This is a genomic window from Candidatus Phaeomarinobacter ectocarpi, assembly GCF_000689395.1.
GTDB lineage: Bacteria > Pseudomonadota > Alphaproteobacteria > CGMCC-115125 > CGMCC-115125 > Pyruvatibacter > Pyruvatibacter ectocarpi.
This window is the reverse complement of sequence record NZ_HG966617.1, coordinates 510,844-530,741: the sequence shown is the minus strand read 5'-3', so window position 1 is coordinate 530,741 and position 19,898 is coordinate 510,844. Positions and strand designations below refer to the sequence as shown.

Below are 19,898 nucleotides of genomic sequence, written 5' to 3'. Positions count from 1 at the left end.
CCATGCCTCCTCCCGTCTATGCAAGCGCTGGTGAGCGCGTCTGGTACTACAGCTTCCGGGTTCTGTGCGGCGCGATCTTCGTGTTTCTCATCGCGCCGCTGCTGGTGATCATTCCACTGTCGTTCAACGCTCAGCCCTATTTCACGTTCACGCCGGAGATGCTGGCGCTCCAGCCCGACGCGTTTTCGGGCCGGTGGTATCGCGACATCATCGAGAATGATCAATGGCTGCATTCAATCCGCAACAGCTTTGTCATCGGCATCGCGGCCACCTTCATGGCAACGGGTCTGGGCACGCTGGCAGCACTTGGGCTGGCCAGCCCCGCCATGCCCTATCGCCGAACCATTATGGCGGTGCTGATCTCGCCGATGATCGTCCCGATCGTTATCACCGCCACCGGCATGTATTTCTTCTATTCCTCAATCGGGCTGTCACAGACTCATCTGGGCATCATCCTGGCCCATACAGCCCTTGGCATTCCCTTTGTCATCATCACTGTGACGGCCACGCTGTCGGGCTATGATCAAAATCTGACCCGGGCCGCCTTGTCATTGGGGGCGCCGCCGCATGTGGCGTTCTTCAAAGTCACCATGCCGATCATTCTGCCCGGCGTCGTCTCCGGCGGCCTGTTTGCCTTTGTCACATCGTTTGACGAGGTGGTGGTGGTGCTTTTCATGGCTGGCTTTGAAGAGCGGACCATTCCGCGCCAGATGTGGGCCGGCATTCGCGAGCAGATATCGCCAACCATTCTGGCGGTTGCGACATCTCTCGTCCTGGTATCCATCGCACTGCTGACGGCAGTTGAATTGTTGCGGCGACGGTCCGAGCGCATGCGGGGTCTGGATGCGTCTTAGCCTCACATATGCTGTTGCCGTCTTGATGGCAGGTTTCGTGAGCACCGCGCATGCGCAAGTCAAGCTGCTGACCTATGAAGGCGCCTGGGGCGATGCCCTCGCAGCGGCGGCCTCGGCGTCGCCGGACCTGCCGGTGATCGTCGAACGGTATGACGGGTCGCTGAATGCTGCCGCCAGCACGGCCTCACTCGTGGATGCGGAGACGGATGCGGCCAACCTTATGTGTGACGATGGCCCGGCACAGCCGCTTAATCCTGAGCTTGCCCAGGCCTTTCCCCCCTCACTGACACTGGATGTGACGCATCAATGCGGCGTTGGATATCTGGTGACGTCGCTGGTGCTGACGACTCGATCAGACGGCCCGGACAGTTGGGCTGCCTTTTTTGATGCAGAGAGCTTTCCCGGTGCGCGCGCACTGCCGCGCGGGGCGCGGGGCACACTGGAAATCGCCTTGATGGCCGACGGGATCGCGCTGGGTGATGTGTACGCCTTGCTGGAAACACCAGAGGGCGTCACCCGCGCTCTGGACAAGCTGGACGCTCTGTTTGCCCAGGCCCAGATCGTGTTCTGGGATACACCGGACGATGCCGTGGCGCTTTTGCGGGCAGACGCTGTTGCTGCCGCGGCCCTCCCATCGGTCCACGCAGCCCACATTGTTCAGCAGCAGCCGGACGCGTCCTCAGCCTTCCAGATTTCGTTTGCAGGGCAGATATATCGGGTGCAGAGGCTTGTTGTCTTCCCGGCCGCTACATCTGACCAGGAGACTGTGCGTCGCCTGCTCAACGCGGTGCTTTCAGAAACGGGGCAGGCTTTGCTGGCGGAGGCATTGCTTGCAGGGCCGGTCAATCCGCAAGCATGGCGCAACATTCCTGCCTCTCTTGCACCCTTGCTGCCCACAGCGCAGTCGCACAACATCGCTGTTACCGGACTGGCCGACAATGCGGACTTCTGGGCAGACCATGGCGACGACATTGAAGCCCGGTTCGCCACATGGCTCGACGTTCATGAACAGGGCCAGTCGCCTGCCCTGCCCCATTGAACAGGCCGTCGGACACGCCATCTCGTCAATCCGGTGCCTCGTCAATCCGGTGCAAAGGGTAGTAGGTTATCGCCAGCAGCGCCGCGCGCTTAGAATCAGCGGTCCGATGGTGCTGGGGGAATGAGCCTGCGGGAGAGGCAGAATGCTTTTTGATCTCGTATCGATTTTGTGGCGGCTGGCGGTTGTCTCAGCCGCCATCGCCGTCATCCTGCATTTTCTGGGAACTGACGCCACGGAAGTCCTGTCGCAAATCAACGCGACTCCGGCTGATATCGGGGCGCTGATCGCCCGCGGCTGGGCCTTGGCTTTGCCCAACCTCATGCTCGGTATTGTTGTGATTATTCCCCTCTGGCTGATCATTTTCATGATGCGCCCGCCGCGCAATTAGGCCGGGTCTGGGCGGCTTTTCTTCCGCGAAAAAATGTGTGGCATCGCCGCGCCATCGTGGTTAACGTTTTGCCCGCGTGGGACACCTAATCCACGGAAATCCAGGGAGATTTTCTATGCGAATTCTAAAGAGCGTGGCACTTGCTGCCTTGCTGACCGGTGCGGGCGCTGTTGCAGCCCTTGCCAATGTTGGTTCCGGTCTTGTGGGCAACTCGGTCACCGTGACCGGCCCTGATGGCGCAAGCGTCATTCTGTACTACCCAGATGCATCCACCGTTGAGCGCCAGGCTCCTGATGGCTCCACAGCCTCAGGCACATGGTCCGTCAATGGACAGGACATCTGCACAGCTTTCCCGGGCGAAGACGAAGCCTGTGTGACTGTGACTGAAGAGGCACCTGCCGTTGGTGCCTCAGGCGAGATTCCAGGCGAAGCTGGCGTCAGCACCTGGGCAGTGACTGAAGGCAAAGGCTTCTAAGCCAAGCTGACACCATTTGCCTTTTGGCAAAAGAATGGGCGGAAGTGCTGCAAATGCGCTTCCGCCTTTTTCGTTTCGGGCTTTCTCATGTCCATCAATCCAAAGGCGGAACCGTCATTCACCGCCAAAGTGTTTGACGATGGACATGCCCAGCATCGGGCCCGCAACAGCTGCCACGATGATCGGCACCCAGAACTCGCCGAGTCCATAAAGTACCGCCGCGCCGACCAAAAGGATCAGATTGATAAGGATTGAGCCCATTTGTGTTCCATTCCTGCGACATGTCTCCAACCGGTGCCACAGGCCTTGCCCACCCCCGATTGCCCGGCCATCCTATGCCAATTCGAAGTGTAATCGGGGCCTAAATCCATGCCGGACCGCCAGATCAAGAAGCTGCTCGTCGCCAACCGAAGCGAGATTGCCATTCGCGTCATGCGGGCGGCGGCGGAGCGCGACATCGAGACGGTGGCGGTCTACTCCGAGCAGGACCGCCTGGCGCTGCACCGTTTCAAGGCGGATGAGAGCTATCTGATCGGCGAAGGGCGTGGGCCCGTCGAAGCCTATCTCTCCATAGATGAAATGATCCGCGTGGCAAAAGAGGCCGGCGCGGACGCGGTGCATCCCGGTTACGGCTTCCTGTCGGAGCGTCCCGACTTTGTGGAAGCCTGCGCAGACGCGGGCCTTATTTTTGTGGGTCCGCCCGCCGACGTGATGAAGCGCCTTGGCAACAAGGTGTCGGCCCGCAACCTTGCCATTGAGGCGGGTGTGCCGGTGGTACCCGCGTCAGATGCCCTTCCCACTGACCTCGATGAAGTCGCGGTGATTGCCGACAAGATCGGCTACCCGCTGATGCTCAAGGCGAGCTGGGGCGGCGGCGGGCGGGGTATGCGCCGCATCTACACGGCGGACGAACTGAAGGGCCAAGTGCAGGCCGGGCGCAGCGAAGCCAAGGCGGCCTTTGGCAATGACGAGGTCTATCTCGAAAAACTGGTGGAGCGCGCCCGCCACGTGGAAGTGCAGCTCCTGGGAGATTCCCACGGCAATGTCATTCACCTCTATGAACGCGATTGCTCGGTCCAACGCCGCAACCAGAAAGTCGTTGAGCGCGCGCCCGCGCCCTATCTCGACGAGGCGCAGCGGCAGGAAGTCTGTGACGCGGCCCTCAAGCTGGCCAACGCCGCGCAGTACCAGAATGCGGGCACAGCTGAATTCCTGATGGATATGGAAACGGGCGCGTTCTACTTCATCGAGGTCAATCCACGCATTCAGGTGGAACACACGGTCACCGAAGAAGTGACCGGCGTTGACGTTGTGAAGGCGCAGCTGGCTGTCGCTGAAGGGGCGAAGATCGGCGACGGGCGTATCCCAGCGCAGGCAGACGTGCATCTCAATGGCCATGCCATGCAGTGCCGCATCACCACGGAAGACCCGGAGCAGAATTTCATTCCTGACCACGGCCGCATCCAGATTTATCGCGGGGCCAACGGCTTTGGCATCCGGCTGGATGGTGGCACCGCCTATTCCGGTGCGCTCATCACTCGCTATTACGATTCCATGCTGGAGAAGGTCACCGCCTGGGCGCCGACGCAGGATGAATGCATCAAGCGGATGCGGCGGGCGCTGGGCGAGTTTCGTATTCGCGGTGTGCAGACCAATATCGCGTTTCTTGAAAACCTGATCGACCACAAGGAATTTCTGGCACTCAATTACTCGACGCGATTCATTGATGAAACGCCGGAGCTGTTTGACTTCAAGCCACGCAAGGACCGCGCAACGCGCCTGCTGAAATTCATCGGCGAGGTAACCGTCAATGGTAACCCGGAAACGAAGGACGCAGCCGATACCGTATCGCGCGCCATTGTTCACCCGCCGCATCTGGATATGCAGACGCCGCGCGATGGCACCAAGCAGCTGCTTGACCAGATGGGTCCTGAAAAGTTCGCACAGTGGATGCGGGACGAAAAACGTCTGTTGGTGACCGACACTACCATGCGGGATGCGCACCAGTCGCTGCTTGCCACGCGTATGCGCACCAACGACATTGTGGCGATTGCGCCCTATATGTCGCGCGCCATGCCGGAGCTCTTTTCAGTTGAGTGCTGGGGCGGGGCGACCTTCGATGTGGCCATGCGGTTTTTGCATGAAGACCCGTGGTCGCGGCTGCATCAGTTGCGCGCGGCGATGCCGAATGTGCTGACGCAGATGCTGCTGCGCTCGGCCAATGCGGTTGGCTACACGAATTATCCCGACAACGTCGTGACCTACTTCATTGATCGCGCAGCGGATGCGGGCATTGACCTGTTCCGCGTGTTTGACTGCCTCAACGTGGCAGACAACATGGTGCCTGCCATCGAAGAAGTGGCCAAGACCGGCAAGCTGTGCGAAGCCGCCATCTGCTATTCGGGCGATCTTACCAGCCCCACTGAGACCAAGTTCACGCTCGATTATTATCTGGGTCTTGCCAAACAGTTTGAGGCAGCAGGCGCACACATCATCGGCATCAAGGATATGGCCGGGCTGTGCAAGCCTGCAGCGATCCGGCAACTGGTGACAGCGTTGCGGCAGGAAACCGACCTGCCGATCCATTTCCACACCCATGATACATCCGGGGCCGCAGCAGCCAGTGTGCTGGCGGCGTCTGACGCCGGCGTGGACGCGGTGGATGCGGCCATCGATAGCATGTCGGGCGTCACGTCACAGCCTAATCTTGGCTCCATCGCCGCGGCCCTGCGCCATCAGGAGCGCGACACGGGGCTGGATGCGGATGCGCTCATTGCGGTCACCACCTATTGGGAGCAGGTCCGCAAGCATTACGGACCGTATGAGAGCGATATTCGCGCGGGCACGTCCGACGTCTATCGCCATGAAATTCCCGGTGGTCAGTACACGAACCTTCGCCAGCAGGCCAAAGCCATGGGGCTGGACCATCGCTGGCCAGAAGTGGCGGGTGCTTATGCGGCCGTCAACAAGCTCTTGGGCAACATCGTGAAGGTGACGCCCTCCTCCAAGGTCGTGGGTGATCTGGCGCTCTACATGATGTCGTCCGGACTGACGGTCGAAGACGTGCTGGACCCGGACAAGGACATTGCCTTTCCTGAAAGCGTCATCCAGCTGCTGAACGGCGAGCTGGGGACACCGCCCGGCGGGTTCCCGGATGACATCACCAACCGGGTGCTCAAGGGCAAGACGCCGCTGACGGGACGTCCCGGCGCGCATCTGCCACCGGCGGACCTTGAAGCTGAACGGGCCAAAGCTGCGGAAGCTGTGGGCCGTGACATGAGTGACGAGGACTTGGCCGCCTATCTCATGTACCCGAAAGTATTCACGGATTTTGCCACCCATCAGATGGACAATGGCGACGTGGAGGTGCTGCCGACGCCGGTCTTCTTCACCGGCATGGATGTGGGCGAGGAAATCTCTGTCCATATCGATAAAGGCAAGACGCTGGTCATCCGCTGCCTTGGGGTCTCGGAAGCTGATCAGGAGGGCTATCGCCGGGTCTTTTTCGAACTGAACGGGCAGCCGCGCCAGGTCAAGGTGCTGGATACGCACCTTGCCGCCCCTGCCGCCGAGCGGCCCAAGGCGGATGCAGCCAACCCCAACCATGTGGGGGCCCCCATGCCGGGGCTGGTTGTGCAGATTTCGGTAAAACCGGGCGACTCAGTTAAAGCAGGGGATACGCTTGTTGCCCTTGAGGCCATGAAGATGCAGACCAGTGTCACCGCCGAGCGCGATGGCGTGATTGCAGAACTCATGGTGGAACCGGGCATCACCATTGACGCGAAAGACCTGATCATGACGTTTACGGATGCCTAGCACCGCAAGTCCTGCCGCCGCCCTCGCTCCTGGCCTCGCCCCTGCCCTGGCCCCGGAAGGAACCGCAGACCACATGGCTGATGCCCGTGCGCTCCTCAAAACCGTATTCGGCTTTGACGATTTTCGTCCGGGACAGGAGGACATTGTCGCGTCCATTCTTGGCGGTCAGGACGTGCTGGCCATCATGCCGACGGGGGCTGGCAAGTCGCTGTGCTATCAACTCCCCGCCTTGATGCGCGACGGGCTGACGGTTGTCGTGTCGCCGCTCATTGCGCTGATGCGCGATCAGGTGGCCGCCCTTCAGGCCAATGGCGTGGAAGCAGGCGCGCTGACCTCCAACACGGACCCGTATGAAGCCGAGCGCATTCATCAGGCGATTGATGATGGCGTGCTCAAGCTCTTGTTCATGGCGCCCGAACGCCTGTCGATTGCCAGCGGATTGCTGCAGCGGGCGGGCGTGTCGATGCTGGCCATCGACGAAGCGCACTGTGTGAGCCAATGGGGTCATGACTTCCGGCCGGACTATCTCAAGATCGGCGCGCTGCGTGATCAACTCAGTGCCCAGCTTGGCCACATCCAGATCACGGCCTTTACGGCCACCGCTGACGAAGAGACGCGCGGGGAGATTGCTGCCAAGCTCTTCACGCAGGAGCCGGACGTGTTTCTGGGCGGCTTTGATCGGCCGAACCTGTTTCTGGCGTTTGAGCCCAAGGCGCAGCCAAAGACGCAGGTGGCGGATTTCGTCGCGCAGCATCCCGGCGAAGCAGGCATTGTCTATTGCTCGTCGCGCGCCAAGACGGAAAGCTTTGCAGAGCACCTGCAGTCCAAAGGCGTAGAGGCGCTGGCCTATCACGCCGGGCTGGACGGCGAGACGCGTCAGATAAGACAGGACCGGTTTACCCGGGAAGATGGCATCGTCATCTGCGCCACTGTCGCTTTCGGCATGGGCATCGACAAACCGGACGTCCGCTTTGTGGTGCATGCGGATATGCCCAAGAGCATGGAAAGCTATTATCAGGAAGTGGGCCGCGCGGGCCGCGATGGCCTGCCTGCCGCGACGCTGACGCTGTACGGAATTGACGACATCAAGCTGCGGCGTTTGCAGATTGACGACAGTGACGCGCCGGACGACAGAAAGCGCGCTGACCATCAACGGCTGAATGCGTTGCTGGCGCTGGCGGAAGCGCCAAACTGTCGCCGACAGGTGCTGTTGTCGTTCTTTGGCGAGCGCGACCATGGCCCCTGCGGCCATTGCGATTTGTGCAAGTCGCCAGTCGAGACTTACGATGGCACGCAGGACGCGCAAAAGGCGCTGTCCGCCATGATCCGTACCGGCGAGCGGTTTGGCCTTGAGCATGTGATTGCCGTGCTGCGCGGCGAAGACACCGAGCGCGTGCGCACGCTGCGTCACGATCAGCTGCCGACCTTCGGGCTGGGTGCGCACTATGACAAGCATCAATGGCGCGACATCTGCCGCCAGATGTATGCGCTGGGGCTGACGTCGGTTGATCCGCAATATGGCTCGTGGCTGGTGACGGAACCCGGCTGGGCCGTGCTGAAACAGGGCGAGACCGTGGCCCTGCGGCATCCGCCTGGCCCAAAAGAGAGAAGGCAGGACCGTCGCCGCAGCAGCCCGAAGAGCAAAACGCCGCGCAAGGCCAAACCGCCGGTCGATCTCTCAGAACGCGATGGAGAATTGCTGATGGCCCTCAAGGCCAAGCGCACGGAACTGGCCAGGGCGCAGAACGTCCCCGCCTACGTCATCTTCCCCGACAAGACGCTGGTGGAAATGGCCATGGCCCGCCCAAGCTCGCTGGACGAAATGGCCGAGATCAGCGGCGTCGGCGCGCGCAAGCTCGAGAAGTTCGGGGCGGTGTTTTTGGAAGTGGTTGGTCAGCATTAGGTGTGGCTCTGTCTGATTAGCCACTGGCTATTGGGACGCATTTTTCAAATCAGAAAGCACTTGTGCCACGACTTGCCTGGTTTCCTCCTGGTCGGCACCTGGCTTTAATCGCCCATCTGCATGTACTCGTAGAGCCAGTAGGTCAAACGGCTGAAGATCATTAGGCAGGTTCGCCGCATGCTCTTCGGCTGATACTCGTTCTTTATTGTTGAGGAACAGGTCGGGCCGTTCCGGCAAACGAACACCCAGAACGGATTTTGGATACAACCGCGAACTGCCTACAAAACCAAGAGAGCGCAAAAAGCATTCCAGAAACTGACTCCTAAGCCAACGCGGCGCTTCCGTGCGCGCCACAAAACAATACGTGTGAATAATTTCTCTTTCTGAACTGGCAAAGATGTGCGCTTGGGAATGAGCCGTTTCGAAGTGGGTATGTTGCAACAGCTCATTCCCGCGACCGTTTGCAATTTCAAACCAGGATACTTCCTTACCAGATGTTTCGAATTGCGGATCGCGGATTCCCCGTTCGAGCATTTTGGCCTCTGTCTTGGCAACGCTAAGAGGGTATGTGGCCGTGCGGAAGCCCAGACAGGAGACTTCCGCGCAATAGGTCTGGTAGTGAAGACCAACGTCAGGTTGTTTTTTGTTCCAACCGCCGACCCTTATTACCGCTTCACTAGTACGAAGGCGGGTGGGTACTGATTCAACAATCTCAATTTCCCAATGAGTGCCCGTGGCCTCTACAACCAAACGAGACAGTTCCTCGAGAAGATTTTCTAGCTTGGCGGCTTCCACATGTGACCGCCCTCGGGTTACGGCAACAGTAAGAACAGGCTCTATATCTTGTCTCCATTTTAGAACCCGATTATCCCGACCCAGCAGAAGAGACGAGATTTCTTCCGCCAATTCGTCGATACTGGCGCCTGTTTTCAATATCTGCTCAAGAGCGGTTTTTCCAACGTCGTTCGCCTGGATACCACTTGCAAGGGTGGGTGATGCAATGGCAAAAAAACCGCAGATACCCAACAGTGGCAACTCCAATACTCGTCTCAGACGGCGCCCGCCTATGAGCATTTTTGCGCGCGGCATTTTTTGGTTCCCCATCCGGTACTTAGCTCAAACATCAAGGAGAGTTCATAGGTCTCTGCAATTCAGAGACTAGGAAAACGTCATGCATTCCATAGTGGACGCAATGCTCGTCTGTCTTTCGCGCTACGACAAATAAAAAAATCTACACATGCTGATCAATCAGCACCGGGTTGCCGTCGGGATCAATGAGTGTGATGTGGGCGGGGCCGGTAGTGGTTTCGTCGGCTTCCTCGATGAGGGCGATGCCTGAAGCCTTGAGGGCCTTCTGGATGTCGCGGACGTCGGTGAACTCATCAAGCGTGTTGCCGGCGGCGTCCCAGCCGGGATTGAAGGTCAGGGTGTTCTTTTCGAACATGCCCTGAAACAGACCGATGGTGGCTGAGGGGCTGGCGAGGATGAGGAAGTTCTGGGCTTCGTCGCCGCCGACGGCGGCAAAACCCAGCTTCTCATAAAATGTCCGCGAGGCCTTGAGGTCCTTGACGGCGAGGCTGACGGAGAAATTTCCGAGATTCATTGTGTCGCGCTCCTGTCCCTTGGCTGAGACAGGGAGCGTGACGCTGCTTGGTGTTTCACGCAAGCAGGAGCTGAAACCAGCCTAGCTCAGGGGGCAGCCTTCGACGGTGATGCGGTGCATGACGCGGCGCTGGCCCTGATAGTCGTTCATGGCCCAGTGCCAGGTGGCGCGGTTGTCCCAAAAGGCGATGGAGCCGGGCTTCCACGCGAACCGGTGGGTGTATTCAGGCCGCGCGCACTCGGCAAAAAGCTGCTGCATCAGCGGGCGGCTTTCGTCTTCGGTCCAGCCTTCAAAGCGCACGGTGAAGGCGGGGTTCACGTAGAGCGCCTTCTTGCCGGACAAGGGGTGCGTGATGATGACGGGGTGAATGACGTCGGGCATGGTGTCCGCCAGCGACGCATTGCCGATGCGGCCATCGTCCTTGGCGTCGGCGCCGGCAGAGCCACCGGCATCTGTCTGTGCGGCGTATCCCACGGGGCCGGAGCCAAAGATGTGTGTTGCGGAATGCACGGCGTTGAGGCCTTCGAGCATCTGCTTGAAGCCGTCGCTCAGATTGTCATAGGCGGCATACATGGAGGAAAACAGGGTGTCGCCGCCTGAGTCCGGCAGTTCGCGGGCCACCAGGATAGAGCCCATGGCCGGGTCGCGATCGTAGGAATGGTCGGTATGCCAGCCGCCGCCGATATTGTCCTTCTGGTCCACATCCTTTGAGACCATGGCGATTTCGGGATAGTCCGGGTGGGCGGCAAAGAAGCGGTTGATGTCGATATTGCCGAACTTTTGCGCCAGCTCGATGTGGTCATTTTCCGTGATGGTCTGGTCGCGGAAGAAGATCAGGCCGTGGTCACAAAACGCCTTGTGGATCGCGTCAAACTGCGTATTCGACAGGCCCGCGGCGATGTCCACACCGTGAATTTCCGCGCCGACGCCCTCAAGGGGGCGCACATCTACCGTGCTCATTGTCTCTCTATCCCTGGCTTCCGGCGCTTGGGTGCGCCTTCCGGAGTCGTGTCCGGTATTTTTGATGATGTGCATTAAATCATCATCACCGGCGGGAGGCAATCAGGCGGACGCCACCACCAGTTTTGTGCCTTCCACCTCCACGACCTTTACCTGCGCGCCGGCCTGCGGATTGCTGCCGTCCTTCATGGTGGCCAGCCACTGGGTGTCGCCCAGCTTGACCTTGCCCTTGCCGCTGGCGAAGGCCTCAACCACCGTCGCGATTTCGCCGGTGACGCGGGCGCCACGGCGGTTGAGCTCAGGGTGGTCCGTCTCCTCATAGGTGCGTTGCAGATAGCGCGGGCCGATGAGGGCTGCGACAACGGTGAGAACCGCAAAGGCTGCCACCTGCCAGGCGGGGAACGGGTCGCCGAGCACCAGCACCAGAACGCCGGTGACAAAGGCCGCAATTGCCGGCCAGAGCAGATGGGTCGTGGGCAACACGACCTCAAAGGCAACCAGCGCGATGGCAAGCACCCACCAGCCCCAGAAGGGGACGGAATCTATCAGTGTGACGAAGGGTTCCATGATGCATCCCGCCTATGAACTGCTTGACGGGACACTTGTGGACGATCCGCCGCCGGCGGGTCCGGGCGCGCCTGATCCACCGGTGATCTTGTTGATGTCCTTCAACTCGGCGATGCCTGACAGCATGCCCACAAGGCCGGCGGTTTCAGCCGGGATGATGACGGTCTTCTGGTTGGGCGATTCCGCCAGCTTGCCGAATGCCGTGACATAGGACTGCGCCACGAAGTAGTTGACCGCCTGCACGTCGCCCTTGGCGATGGCTTCACTCACCATGGCGGTTGCCTTGGCTTCGGCTTCGGCCTCACGTTCACGGGCTTCGGCGTCGCGGAAAGCTGCTTCCTTGCGGCCTTCGGCTTCAAGAATGGCCGACTGCTTTTCACCTTCAGCGCGCAGGATGGCGGCTGACTTTTCACCTTCGGCTGTCAGAATTTCCGCACGCTTTTCACGTTCCGCCTTCATCTGCTTGGCCATGGATTCCGTGATGTCCGCAGGCGGGCTCAGATCCTTGATCTCCACGCGGGTGATCTTGACGCCCCACGGGTTGGTGGCGAGGTCCAGCACGCGCAACAGGCGCTCGTTGATGGCGTCGCGATTGGACAGGATTTCATCCAGGTCCATGGAGCCGAGCACCGTTCGCACATTGGTGACGGACAGGTTGGAAATGGCGCGATCCAGATTGGCCACCTCATAGGCGGCGCTGGCCGCGTCCATCACCTGAATAAAGGCCACGGCGTCTGCGGTCACCATGGCGTTATCGCGCGTGATGATTTCCTGCGATGGAATGTCGATCACCTGCTCCATCATGTTCATCTTGAGGCCAACGCGGTCCATCACCGGCACCAGCAGCCACAGACCAGGTGAGAGGGTGCGGGTGTAACGCCCGAAGCGCTCCACTGTGTACTCAAAGCCCTGAGGCACGATCTTGATGGAGGTGTAGACAAGCACTGCGGCAAGGCCGAGCAGGACAAGTCCGAAAAGAAGGGAAGCGCTGAGCATGAAATCCTCCAGTCCTGCCATCGTTTGTCGTGCGGCGGGAAAAATTGGGGTGCCGCGAGCCTCATGGAGATTCGCGAAGGGAGCTTGCTGATCAGCATACTTCATATGGGGAGCCGGGCCATCGCCTACCAGCAAAACCGGCATCGCCACTCGAAAATCCGGCAGAATCGTGGGCTAGACCACGCGGTTGAGAGGGGCTCCGTCGAGGAATGCATCAATGTTCTGACGGGTGGTCTGCAGAATGCGCTGCACAGCCTCTTTGGTGTTGAACGCCGAGTGAGGGGTGATCACCACGTTGCGCATATGCAGCAGCACATGGTCCGCCAGCAGGGTTTCGAGGTTATGGCGTCGCAGATAGACCGAACGCAGGAGTTCCGCCTCTTCGCGAATTGTCGGCTCTTCCGGCAGCACATCCAGTCCCGCACCTGCCAGCTTGCCGGTGGCCAGTGCCTTGAGGAGCGCGTTGACGTCAATCAGATTGCCGCGTGCCGTATTGATGAGCACCGCCCCGTCCTTCATAGCGTCGAAGACCGCATCGTCAAACAGGTGGTCCGTGTCACTGCCCCCGGGAATATGCAGGCTCACCACATCCGACCGCGCCAGAAGCTCCGGGAACGGAACATAGTCAAAGCCAAGCTGCCGGGCCGCCTCTTGATCCGGAGCGATGTCATGCGCAATGGCGTTCATGTCAAAGCCTCTGGCAATGCGGATGGTGCACTGGCCGATATGGCCCGTGCCGACAATGCCGATGGTCTTGCCCTGCAGGTCAAATCCCTGGAGGCCTGCCTGATGAAAGTCACCGCGCCGCGTGCGATCGGTCGCCTCGACCATTTTGTGCGACACCGCCAACAGCAGCGCGAACACATGCTCGGCAACAGTGGTGTCACCATAGGTGGGCACGGTGGCCAGCGCGATGCCGCGCGCCTTGCAGGCTTCCACATCAATATGGTCATAGCCCGTGGACCGGGTCGCGATCATTTTCAGGTTTGGTAGCGCGGCGATGGTGTCTGCAGTGACGCTGGAATAGACAAAGGGCGAGATGATTTCCGCATGCGCATAGTCTGCTGCGTTTTCCGGCTTTATGCGGCCGGGCACAAAATCAACGTCATGGCCGTGCGCCAGCGACCTCAGCGGCTCCAGTTCCCACTCTTCGGTTTCAAAGACGACGATTCTCATTGGGCCGCCGTACTCTTTTTCGAGAGGGCATCGCGCTTGGTTTCTTCCTGTGCGATGGCCTTCTTGGTGCGCAGGAAGCTGTCCGGCGTCACGGACATTGAATCAATTCCGTTTTCCACCAGAAATGCGGCAAAGCTGGGCTTGTCGCTGGGTCCCTGCCCGCACAGGCCGACCTTTCGATCGAACTGATGGGCGGTTGAGATGACAGTCTCGATCATGCGTTTGACGGCCGGGTTTTCTTCGTCGAACAGATGCGCGAGGCGTGCTGAATCCCGATCCACCCCAAGGGTGAGCTGTGTCAGGTCGTTGGACCCGATGGAAAAGCCGTCAAACCGTTTGGCGAACTCGTCTGCCAGAATGACGTTTGAGGGCACTTCACACATCACATAGAATTCGAGGCCATCCTCGCCGCGCACGAGGCCATGGGCTGCCATGGTTTCCAGCGTGGCATCTGCCTCTTCGAGGGTGCGGCAGAAGGGGATCATCACCACCACATTCGCGAAGCCCATCTCCCGGCGCACTTTCAACAGAGCCGCGCATTCAAGAGCAAATCCATCGGCGTAATCATCTGAATAGTAGCGACTGGCCCCGCGCCAGCCGATCATCGGGTTTTCCTCTTTCGGTTCGAACTGCCGACCGCCGATGAGTTCTGCATATTCATTGGTCTTGAAGTCGCTCATCCGCACGATGACCGGGTGGGGATATTGCGAGGCTGCCAGGCGGGCTACCCCTTCTGCCAGCGTGTTGACGAAGTAATCCGCCTTGTTCGCGTAGCCTAGGGTGATTTTCTCAATTGCCTTGCGGGCCTGTTTGTCCTCAACCTCTTCAAAGCGCGTCAGGGCGAGCGGATGCACCTTGATGATGTTGTTGATGACGAATTCCAAACGCGCGAGGCCGATGCCATCCGACGGCAGCCGCCACCAGCGCAAAGCTGCTGACGGCGTTGCCATATTGAGCATCAGCTTCGTACGGGTCTCAGGCATATCGTCGAGGCTGAGATCATGCACCTCAATGTCAGCGGTCCCGGCATAGACGTGACCTTCGTCGCCTTCCGCACAGGATGCGGTGATGCTGGTGCCGGTCTTGAGGACTGTTGTTGCGTCATGGCAGCCGACGATGGCCGTCAGACCCAGCTCGCGGCTGACAATGGCTGCATGGCTGGTGCGCCCGCCGTGGTCCGTCACGATGGCACTGGCGCGCTTCATGATGGGAACCCAGTCCGGGTCGGTGATGGAGGTCACGAGAATTGCACCATCCTCGAACTTGTCAATCTCCTGAGGTGACGCAAGGTTGATGACCTTGCCCACCGCAGCCCCGGAGCCGACAGCGAGACCGGAGGTGAGTTCCTTACCCTGATTGGACACGTGGAAGGTCTTGAGACCACTGGCCTCGGCGCGCGACTGGACGGTTTCAGGGCGCGCCTGCACGATGGCAAGTTCGCCGGTGTTGCCGTCCTTTGCCCATTCAATGTCCATGGGGCAGCCATAGTGCTTTTCAATTGTGACGGCCCAGCGCGCCAGTTGCAGCACCTCCTCGTTATTCAGCGTAAAGCACGTGCGCTCTGCGGCTTTCGTCTTCAACCATTTGGTAGGCTTCTTGCCCCCTTCGGCATAGACGAGTTTCTTTTCCTTGGTGCCGAGGCTGCGTTCGATGATCGGCGACAATGCGTCGTTCTCCAGCAGCGGCTTGAAGACCATGAATTCGTCCGGGTCTGCGATCCCCTGCACCACAGCCTCCCCCAGGCCCCAGGCACCGGTGATCAACACCACATCAGGGAAGCCGGTTTCGGTATCGATGGAAAACATGACGCCCGCCGCGCCGGTGTCTGAGCGCACCATGCGCTGCACCCCCACGGAGAGCGCCACCTCAAGATGATCGAAGCCATTGTTGTTGCGGTAGGTGATCGCCCGATCTGTAAAGAGGGACGCGTAGCATTTGCGTACATGCTCCAGCAGGGCCTCCTTGCCGCAGATATTGAGATAGCTTTCCTGCTGGCCGGCGAAGCTTGCGTCAGGCAGGTCTTCGGCTGTTGCGGAGGAACGGACGGCAACATCCGGCTTGCGCTTTCCTTCGCGCACGCCCAGCTCGCGATAGGCCCCCGCTATCACCTTGCCAAGGTCCTTGGGCATGGCGGCTTTCAGGAATGCTGAGCGGATCGTCTTGCCCACCTCGGCGAGCGGGGCTTCACCTTTTGCCAGTGCGGTCGTCTGCGCGCGTATGACTTTGTCCAGTCCGTTGTGCGCGACGAAGTCGCGATAGGCATCAGATGTGGTTGCAAAGCCGCCGGGGACCTTTACCCCCACACCGGACAGATTGGCGATCATCTCCCCAAGAGATGCGTTCTTGCCCCCCACACGCGGCACATCGGTGACGCGCGCGTCTTCCAGCCACAAAATGTGATCGCCCGTGGCAACCTCTTTTGCCGCTTTGGCCTTTGAATTTGAACTAGTGTGCTTCTTGGTGGACGGCATGGTGGCACTCTCCGACCTGATTTTCTGAGGACCGCGGTCCGGAAGGACGCCAGACGCATTACCGCGCTGTTGCGGTGACACATCCAAGCCAACCGGACATTGGCAAGCCGACCAGACAATGGTGTCAGACACATGACACACCCTGCCGCGTGAAGGGTCTATGATGTGCGTCAAACGCCCGCAGCTATATCCGCTAGGGTCGGAGCCCTGCTGCCTGCTGCAGATCGATCTGCGATGACATGCATCGAACGCCGCCGCCCATATGACAGACCTGGTGCGATGCAACCGGGATCACCTTTTTGCCAGTAAGCCGGGTGACCGTTTCTAGGGCCTGCGCGTCCTGCGGAATGCCAAATTGCGGCAGGTAGACCGCGTGATGGGTGACCAGCGCGTTGGTATACAGGCCGCAGGCGGAGCCAAAGCGGCTATCGTAAACATCGGTGCCATCATAGGCATTGACGATGGTGTGAATGTCCACATCCGGCAGGCCGCGGCGCAGGTCGGCGAGAAGCTGCGTCTCATAGGCTGGATCATCCGCATACGAATTGACTAGCAGCACGCCGTCATCAATGAACGAGACGACACCGTCGGCGTGTTCAAGACCACCCTGCTCGTCTGCTTCGATAAAGGCGATGTGTGTCGCGCTGGTCGCTTTCCTGAGCGCAGCCCGCGCCTCGTCTTCGGTCAGCGTGTTGTCGGCCAGGAACTTGGTGCTGACGACCGCGTTGCCCGCGCCGTCAAAGACCCAGTTTCCGCCATCATTCAGCAGATCGCTGGCCACGGGCAGGATGCCTGCGCTTTCGAGGAAAGCGGCATGGGTTTCCTGCACGGCGTCCGCGTCGCGCTGGCCGTTGCGACCACCGCCCTGCCCGGCGGCGGTGTAGCGCATCATGACGCTGCTGCCCGCGTCCATGATGCCGAAGTCACGGATCCAAATGTCTCCCATCGCCGCGGTGACCACGCGGTCAGCACCCAGTGCTTTCGCATAGATGCCAGCCGTGTCCGCTCCTGCCAGCACCCGCACGCGATCGGGCGCTGCGACGCGATTGGCAAAGGCGATATGAAACTCGATGATGGCATCCGCCTCGCTGGCGTAATACGGATCATCAAGACTGGGGGCAGCCAGCATGATGAGCTGGCCGCGGGCATCATCAGCCATGGCGGGTGGTCCCAAGATCAGCAGGGCAGCAACGGTTGCATAAAGATGTCGCGCGACTGCCCGCATCTTAAACCTGGCCCGGCTGAATAGGTGGATTGGGCGGCGGGGGTGCTGCAGGCGGCATGGGTATGTTTCGATGCTTCATCGAGATGAGCAGCGCAGGAAACGCAGCTGCAAAAGCGATGGCGCCGCCAATGACAAAGATCATGTGCAGCGCTAAGTCCTCGCGCGGCAGGGTCAGCAACACACCAAAGAGGCTCAGCCCGAATGCTGATCCGATCTGCCCCATGAGCCTGCTCATGCCGGTCGCCATGCCAAACTGACTGGGGGGGACCGCGGTTGTGATGATGGACGCGAGAGGCGGCATGGCGACGCCATGGCCCACGCCCTGCAGCACCAGCCCCAACAACACGATGGGCAGGTTGGTGACATAGATGCCCGCTGCCACCGTAAACAGCCCTGCTGTCTGGCACAGCACACCAGTCAGGGTGCCCAGGCGCTCGCCAAACTGGGTGGCGATGACACCGCCCAGCGGGGACGCCAATGTGAGGCTGAAGGTGCGGGTCAGCATCAGGATGGCGGCAACGGAGATGGAAAACCCAAACCGCCCTGTCAGAACAAGAGGTGTCGCGATAAGCGCGCCCAGATAGGACATCTGCAGGAAGAAGTTTGCGATGGCGGGCGCGTCAAAATTGCGCTGCTTCAGCAACGACGGCGGCACGATGGGGTTGGAGATCGATGCCTCATAAAAAAGAAACACAATGAGGCCGACCACACCGACGACACCCGCGCTGATAAGCATCCCTGTGGATACGCCCGGTTCGGCGAAGGCGCCGATGACAAACAACAGGCTGGACAGGGCAAGCAGCAGGATCAGGTTGCCGATATGGTCGAACTTGACCATCTGTCGCACGGTTTCCGGTAGCACCTTCCACGCAATCACGACGGCAGCGATGCCGGTCCCGGCCTGAAGCAGGAAGACCGAGCGCCACCCCACCAGTTCCACGAACGGCCCGCCAAGAATAAGCCCGAGTGCAGCTGCCCCCGGTCCACCCATGGACCACCAGCCGATGGCCTGGTTGCGGTGCGCAGGCGGATAGACATGAAACAGGATCGCCATGGCGGCAGGCCCCGTTGCGCCTGCCAGCACCATGGACAGGATGCGGAACGCGATGAGCGACCAGATGTCCCACGCAATCATGCACATGAAGGCAAAGATGGTTGAGCCGAGAATGCCGCCGATGAAAATGCGGCGATGACCGAACATGTCGCCCAGCTTGCCGATGACCGGCAGGGCGGCCGCCGATACCAGCATGGGCGCGGACACGGTCCACGCGGCGAGGGCCTCGCTGACGCCGAAATCGTCGGCAATGAGATTGAGCGCCACCGTCACGATGGTGAAGGGGAACCCCGTCGCCAACATGCCGATCATCCCGGCCCATAAAACCTGCTGGGCCTTCTTGGGATCGTAGGGTGCTGATATGTGCGTGACGTCGCTCATTTTGCAGCAGCGACCGCCTCTTCTGCAGATGCCTGGGCATTCAAAATGAAATGCGCCGTCAAAGCAGGATCCTGCATGGGGATGAAGTGGCTGAGATGCGGCAGCGATACATCACGCCCATTGCCGAACTCCTTGTACAACTGGTCCCACGTCGGCGAGAGGGCAAAATCCATCACCGCCTCGTCGCCGGGTTCGCGGCCCTTGGCGCGTAGAATGGTGACAGGCAGTGTCATCTCCTTGAGGGTGCCGGTCAGATTGGCGTTGATGCTGCCCATGTAAACGGATGCTTCCATGACCGGCGGGCATGCCAGGCGATAGCCGTCACCGTCCTCGTTGGGGCGAATGCCATGGCGGCAATAGTCTTCCAGCGCCTGCGGCTCCCACAATGAATAGGGATGCCGATCTTTGAAGCGGTCATACATCTCCTCCCAGCCGGTCCAGGCATCACGCCTGCGCGCAACCATGTGTTCCGACGGGTCCGTCAGGTCGTTGTAGGGGCTGCTCTCATAGTTTGCCGGCGGCATCATGACCGGATCAATCAGCAGCAGCCGCTCAAATATCTGCGGGCGGGTTTTTGCAATCTGTGTCAGGCAGTGGCCGCCCATGGAATGACCCGCGCCGATGACATTTGTCAGCCCAAGATGATCAACCAGGTCACCCACATCCTTTGCGACCAGGGACCAGTCGAGCAGCAGGCCTTTCTTTTCGCTTTGACCGTGGCCGCGCATATCAACCGAGATGATGCGGTAGCTCTGGGGCAGGTGCGAAACTGTTTCATCCCACACACGGGCATGAAACCCGGTCGCATGAATCAGCAGGATCGGCTGACCAGCGGGGTCGCCCCATTCCCAATAGGAAATACGGGCATCAGAGCCGTCGAAAAACTGGTGGCTAGGAACTTCAGACATAAGCAGCAGCAATCACTCGGTTGGACCATCAGCCTGTGCGTGCAGGCTGGCCGAGTGAGTACCACGTTCCGGATTGATCCCG

At 60.0% G+C, this 19,898-nt stretch carries 17 protein-coding genes; 6 read left to right on the top strand and 11 right to left on the bottom strand.

What is annotated here, in order from left to right; all coding sequences use genetic code 11:
• The first annotated feature begins 2 nt into the window (after positions 1-2).
• The 4 genes from BN1012_RS02555 to BN1012_RS02540 all read left to right on the top strand — a co-directional run bounded on the left by BN1012_RS02555 (position 3) and on the right by BN1012_RS02540 (position 2,756).
• A complete protein-coding gene (locus tag BN1012_RS02555) occupies positions 3-854 on the top strand; it encodes an ABC transporter permease (protein ID WP_043948412.1) in 852 nt (283 codons plus the stop codon).
• Positions 855-891: 37 nt separating this feature from the next.
• Entirely contained in the window at positions 892-1,893 is a 1,002-nt protein-coding gene (locus tag BN1012_RS02550) for an extracellular solute-binding protein (RefSeq protein ID WP_171815891.1), read from the top strand.
• 142 nt (positions 1,894-2,035) lie between these two features.
• On the top strand, positions 2,036-2,281 hold the full coding sequence (locus BN1012_RS02545; protein ID WP_043948410.1) for a hypothetical protein: 246 nt from the start codon (positions 2,036-2,038) through the stop codon (positions 2,279-2,281).
• A gap of 115 nt (positions 2,282-2,396) precedes the next feature.
• Positions 2,397-2,756 carry a hypothetical protein gene (locus tag BN1012_RS02540; protein WP_043948409.1) on the top strand — a complete coding sequence of 120 codons (360 nt, stop codon included), beginning with the start codon at positions 2,397-2,399 and terminating at the stop codon, positions 2,754-2,756.
• 114 nt (positions 2,757-2,870) lie between these two features.
• Here the strand turns inward: BN1012_RS02540 and BN1012_RS17595 are convergent, their stop codons facing one another.
• Positions 2,871-3,017, bottom strand: a complete 147-nt coding sequence (locus BN1012_RS17595; RefSeq protein ID WP_171815890.1) for a hypothetical protein — start codon at positions 3,015-3,017, stop codon at positions 2,871-2,873.
• A 108-nt stretch (positions 3,018-3,125) separates the two neighbouring features.
• Here BN1012_RS17595 and BN1012_RS02535 point away from each other — a divergent pair, with 108 nt between their 5' ends.
• Complete coding sequence (locus tag BN1012_RS02535; RefSeq protein ID WP_043948408.1) at positions 3,126-6,572, top strand: pyruvate carboxylase; 3,447 nt, start codon at positions 3,126-3,128, stop codon at positions 6,570-6,572.
• Between the two features lie 73 nt (positions 6,573-6,645).
• Entirely contained in the window at positions 6,646-8,475 is a 1,830-nt protein-coding gene (gene recQ / locus BN1012_RS02530; protein ID WP_043950540.1) for a DNA helicase RecQ, read from the top strand.
• Between the two features lie 27 nt (positions 8,476-8,502).
• Here recQ and BN1012_RS02525 read toward each other — a convergent pair whose 3' ends face one another.
• From BN1012_RS02525 to BN1012_RS02480, 10 genes are all read right to left on the bottom strand, one after another.
• Positions 8,503-9,564 carry a hypothetical protein gene (locus BN1012_RS02525; protein ID WP_145973387.1) on the bottom strand — a complete coding sequence of 354 codons (1,062 nt, stop codon included), beginning with the start codon at positions 9,562-9,564 and terminating at the stop codon, positions 8,503-8,505.
• Between the two features lie 142 nt (positions 9,565-9,706).
• Positions 9,707-10,078, bottom strand: a complete 372-nt coding sequence (locus BN1012_RS02520) for a VOC family protein (protein WP_043950539.1) — start codon at positions 10,076-10,078, stop codon at positions 9,707-9,709.
• A gap of 81 nt (positions 10,079-10,159) precedes the next feature.
• Positions 10,160-11,038 carry a TauD/TfdA dioxygenase family protein gene (locus tag BN1012_RS02515; RefSeq protein ID WP_043950538.1) on the bottom strand — a complete coding sequence of 293 codons (879 nt, stop codon included), beginning with the start codon at positions 11,036-11,038 and terminating at the stop codon, positions 10,160-10,162.
• 102 nt (positions 11,039-11,140) lie between these two features.
• Positions 11,141-11,605, bottom strand: coding sequence for an NfeD family protein (locus BN1012_RS02510; protein ID WP_043948406.1), 465 nt, complete (start codon positions 11,603-11,605; stop codon positions 11,141-11,143).
• A gap of 12 nt (positions 11,606-11,617) precedes the next feature.
• Entirely contained in the window at positions 11,618-12,601 is a 984-nt protein-coding gene (locus tag BN1012_RS02505) for an SPFH domain-containing protein (RefSeq protein WP_122381388.1), read from the bottom strand.
• 174 nt (positions 12,602-12,775) lie between these two features.
• A complete protein-coding gene (locus BN1012_RS02500; RefSeq protein WP_043948405.1) occupies positions 12,776-13,777 on the bottom strand; it encodes a hydroxyacid dehydrogenase in 1,002 nt (333 codons plus the stop codon).
• Positions 13,774-16,248: a phosphoenolpyruvate synthase gene (gene ppsA, locus BN1012_RS02495; RefSeq protein WP_081826158.1), complete on the bottom strand. Its 2,475-nt coding sequence runs from the start codon at positions 16,246-16,248 to the stop codon at positions 13,774-13,776. The genes BN1012_RS02500 and ppsA overlap by 4 nt, the downstream gene beginning before the upstream one ends.
• A 193-nt stretch (positions 16,249-16,441) precedes the next feature.
• Complete coding sequence (locus BN1012_RS02490; protein ID WP_122381387.1) at positions 16,442-17,407, bottom strand: agmatine deiminase family protein; 966 nt, start codon at positions 17,405-17,407, stop codon at positions 16,442-16,444.
• 67 nt (positions 17,408-17,474) lie between these two features.
• A complete protein-coding gene (locus tag BN1012_RS02485; RefSeq protein WP_043948403.1) occupies positions 17,475-18,908 on the bottom strand; it encodes an MFS transporter in 1,434 nt (477 codons plus the stop codon).
• Positions 18,905-19,816, bottom strand: a complete 912-nt coding sequence (locus BN1012_RS02480; RefSeq protein ID WP_043948402.1) for an alpha/beta fold hydrolase — start codon at positions 19,814-19,816, stop codon at positions 18,905-18,907. Before BN1012_RS02480 ends, BN1012_RS02485 begins: the two co-directional genes overlap by 4 nt.
• Between the last annotated feature and the right edge of the window lie 82 nt (positions 19,817-19,898).

Excerpts from the sequence above, each read along its gene's own strand:
- BN1012_RS02490 (WP_122381387.1), bottom strand. The coding sequence starts at position 17,407 with ATGGCTGATGATGCCCGCGGCCAGCTCATCATGCTGGCTGCCCCCAGT.
- BN1012_RS02510 (WP_043948406.1), bottom strand. The coding sequence starts at position 11,605 with ATGGAACCCTTCGTCACACTGATAGATTCCGTCCCCTTCTGGGGCTGG.
- BN1012_RS02525 (WP_145973387.1), bottom strand. The coding sequence starts at position 9,564 with ATGCCGCGCGCAAAAATGCTCATAGGCGGGCGCCGTCTGAGACGAGTA.
- ppsA (WP_081826158.1), bottom strand. The coding sequence starts at position 16,248 with ATGCCGTCCACCAAGAAGCACACTAGTTCAAATTCAAAGGCCAAAGCG.
- BN1012_RS02480 (WP_043948402.1), bottom strand. The coding sequence starts at position 19,816 with ATGTCTGAAGTTCCTAGCCACCAGTTTTTCGACGGCTCTGATGCCCGT.
- BN1012_RS02520 (WP_043950539.1), bottom strand. The coding sequence starts at position 10,078 with ATGAATCTCGGAAATTTCTCCGTCAGCCTCGCCGTCAAGGACCTCAAG.
- BN1012_RS02540 (WP_043948409.1), top strand. The coding sequence starts at position 2,397 with ATGCGAATTCTAAAGAGCGTGGCACTTGCTGCCTTGCTGACCGGTGCG.
- BN1012_RS02500 (WP_043948405.1), bottom strand. The coding sequence starts at position 13,777 with ATGAGAATCGTCGTCTTTGAAACCGAAGAGTGGGAACTGGAGCCGCTG.
- recQ (WP_043950540.1), top strand. The coding sequence starts at position 6,646 with ATGGCTGATGCCCGTGCGCTCCTCAAAACCGTATTCGGCTTTGACGAT.
- BN1012_RS02535 (WP_043948408.1), top strand. The coding sequence starts at position 3,126 with ATGCCGGACCGCCAGATCAAGAAGCTGCTCGTCGCCAACCGAAGCGAG.
- BN1012_RS02545 (WP_043948410.1), top strand. The coding sequence starts at position 2,036 with ATGCTTTTTGATCTCGTATCGATTTTGTGGCGGCTGGCGGTTGTCTCA.
- BN1012_RS02485 (WP_043948403.1), bottom strand. The coding sequence starts at position 18,908 with ATGAGCGACGTCACGCACATATCAGCACCCTACGATCCCAAGAAGGCC.
- BN1012_RS02505 (WP_122381388.1), bottom strand. The coding sequence starts at position 12,601 with ATGCTCAGCGCTTCCCTTCTTTTCGGACTTGTCCTGCTCGGCCTTGCC.
- BN1012_RS17595 (WP_171815890.1), bottom strand. The coding sequence starts at position 3,017 with ATGGGCTCAATCCTTATCAATCTGATCCTTTTGGTCGGCGCGGCGGTA.
- BN1012_RS02515 (WP_043950538.1), bottom strand. The coding sequence starts at position 11,038 with ATGAGCACGGTAGATGTGCGCCCCCTTGAGGGCGTCGGCGCGGAAATT.
- BN1012_RS02555 (WP_043948412.1), top strand. The coding sequence starts at position 3 with ATGCCTCCTCCCGTCTATGCAAGCGCTGGTGAGCGCGTCTGGTACTAC.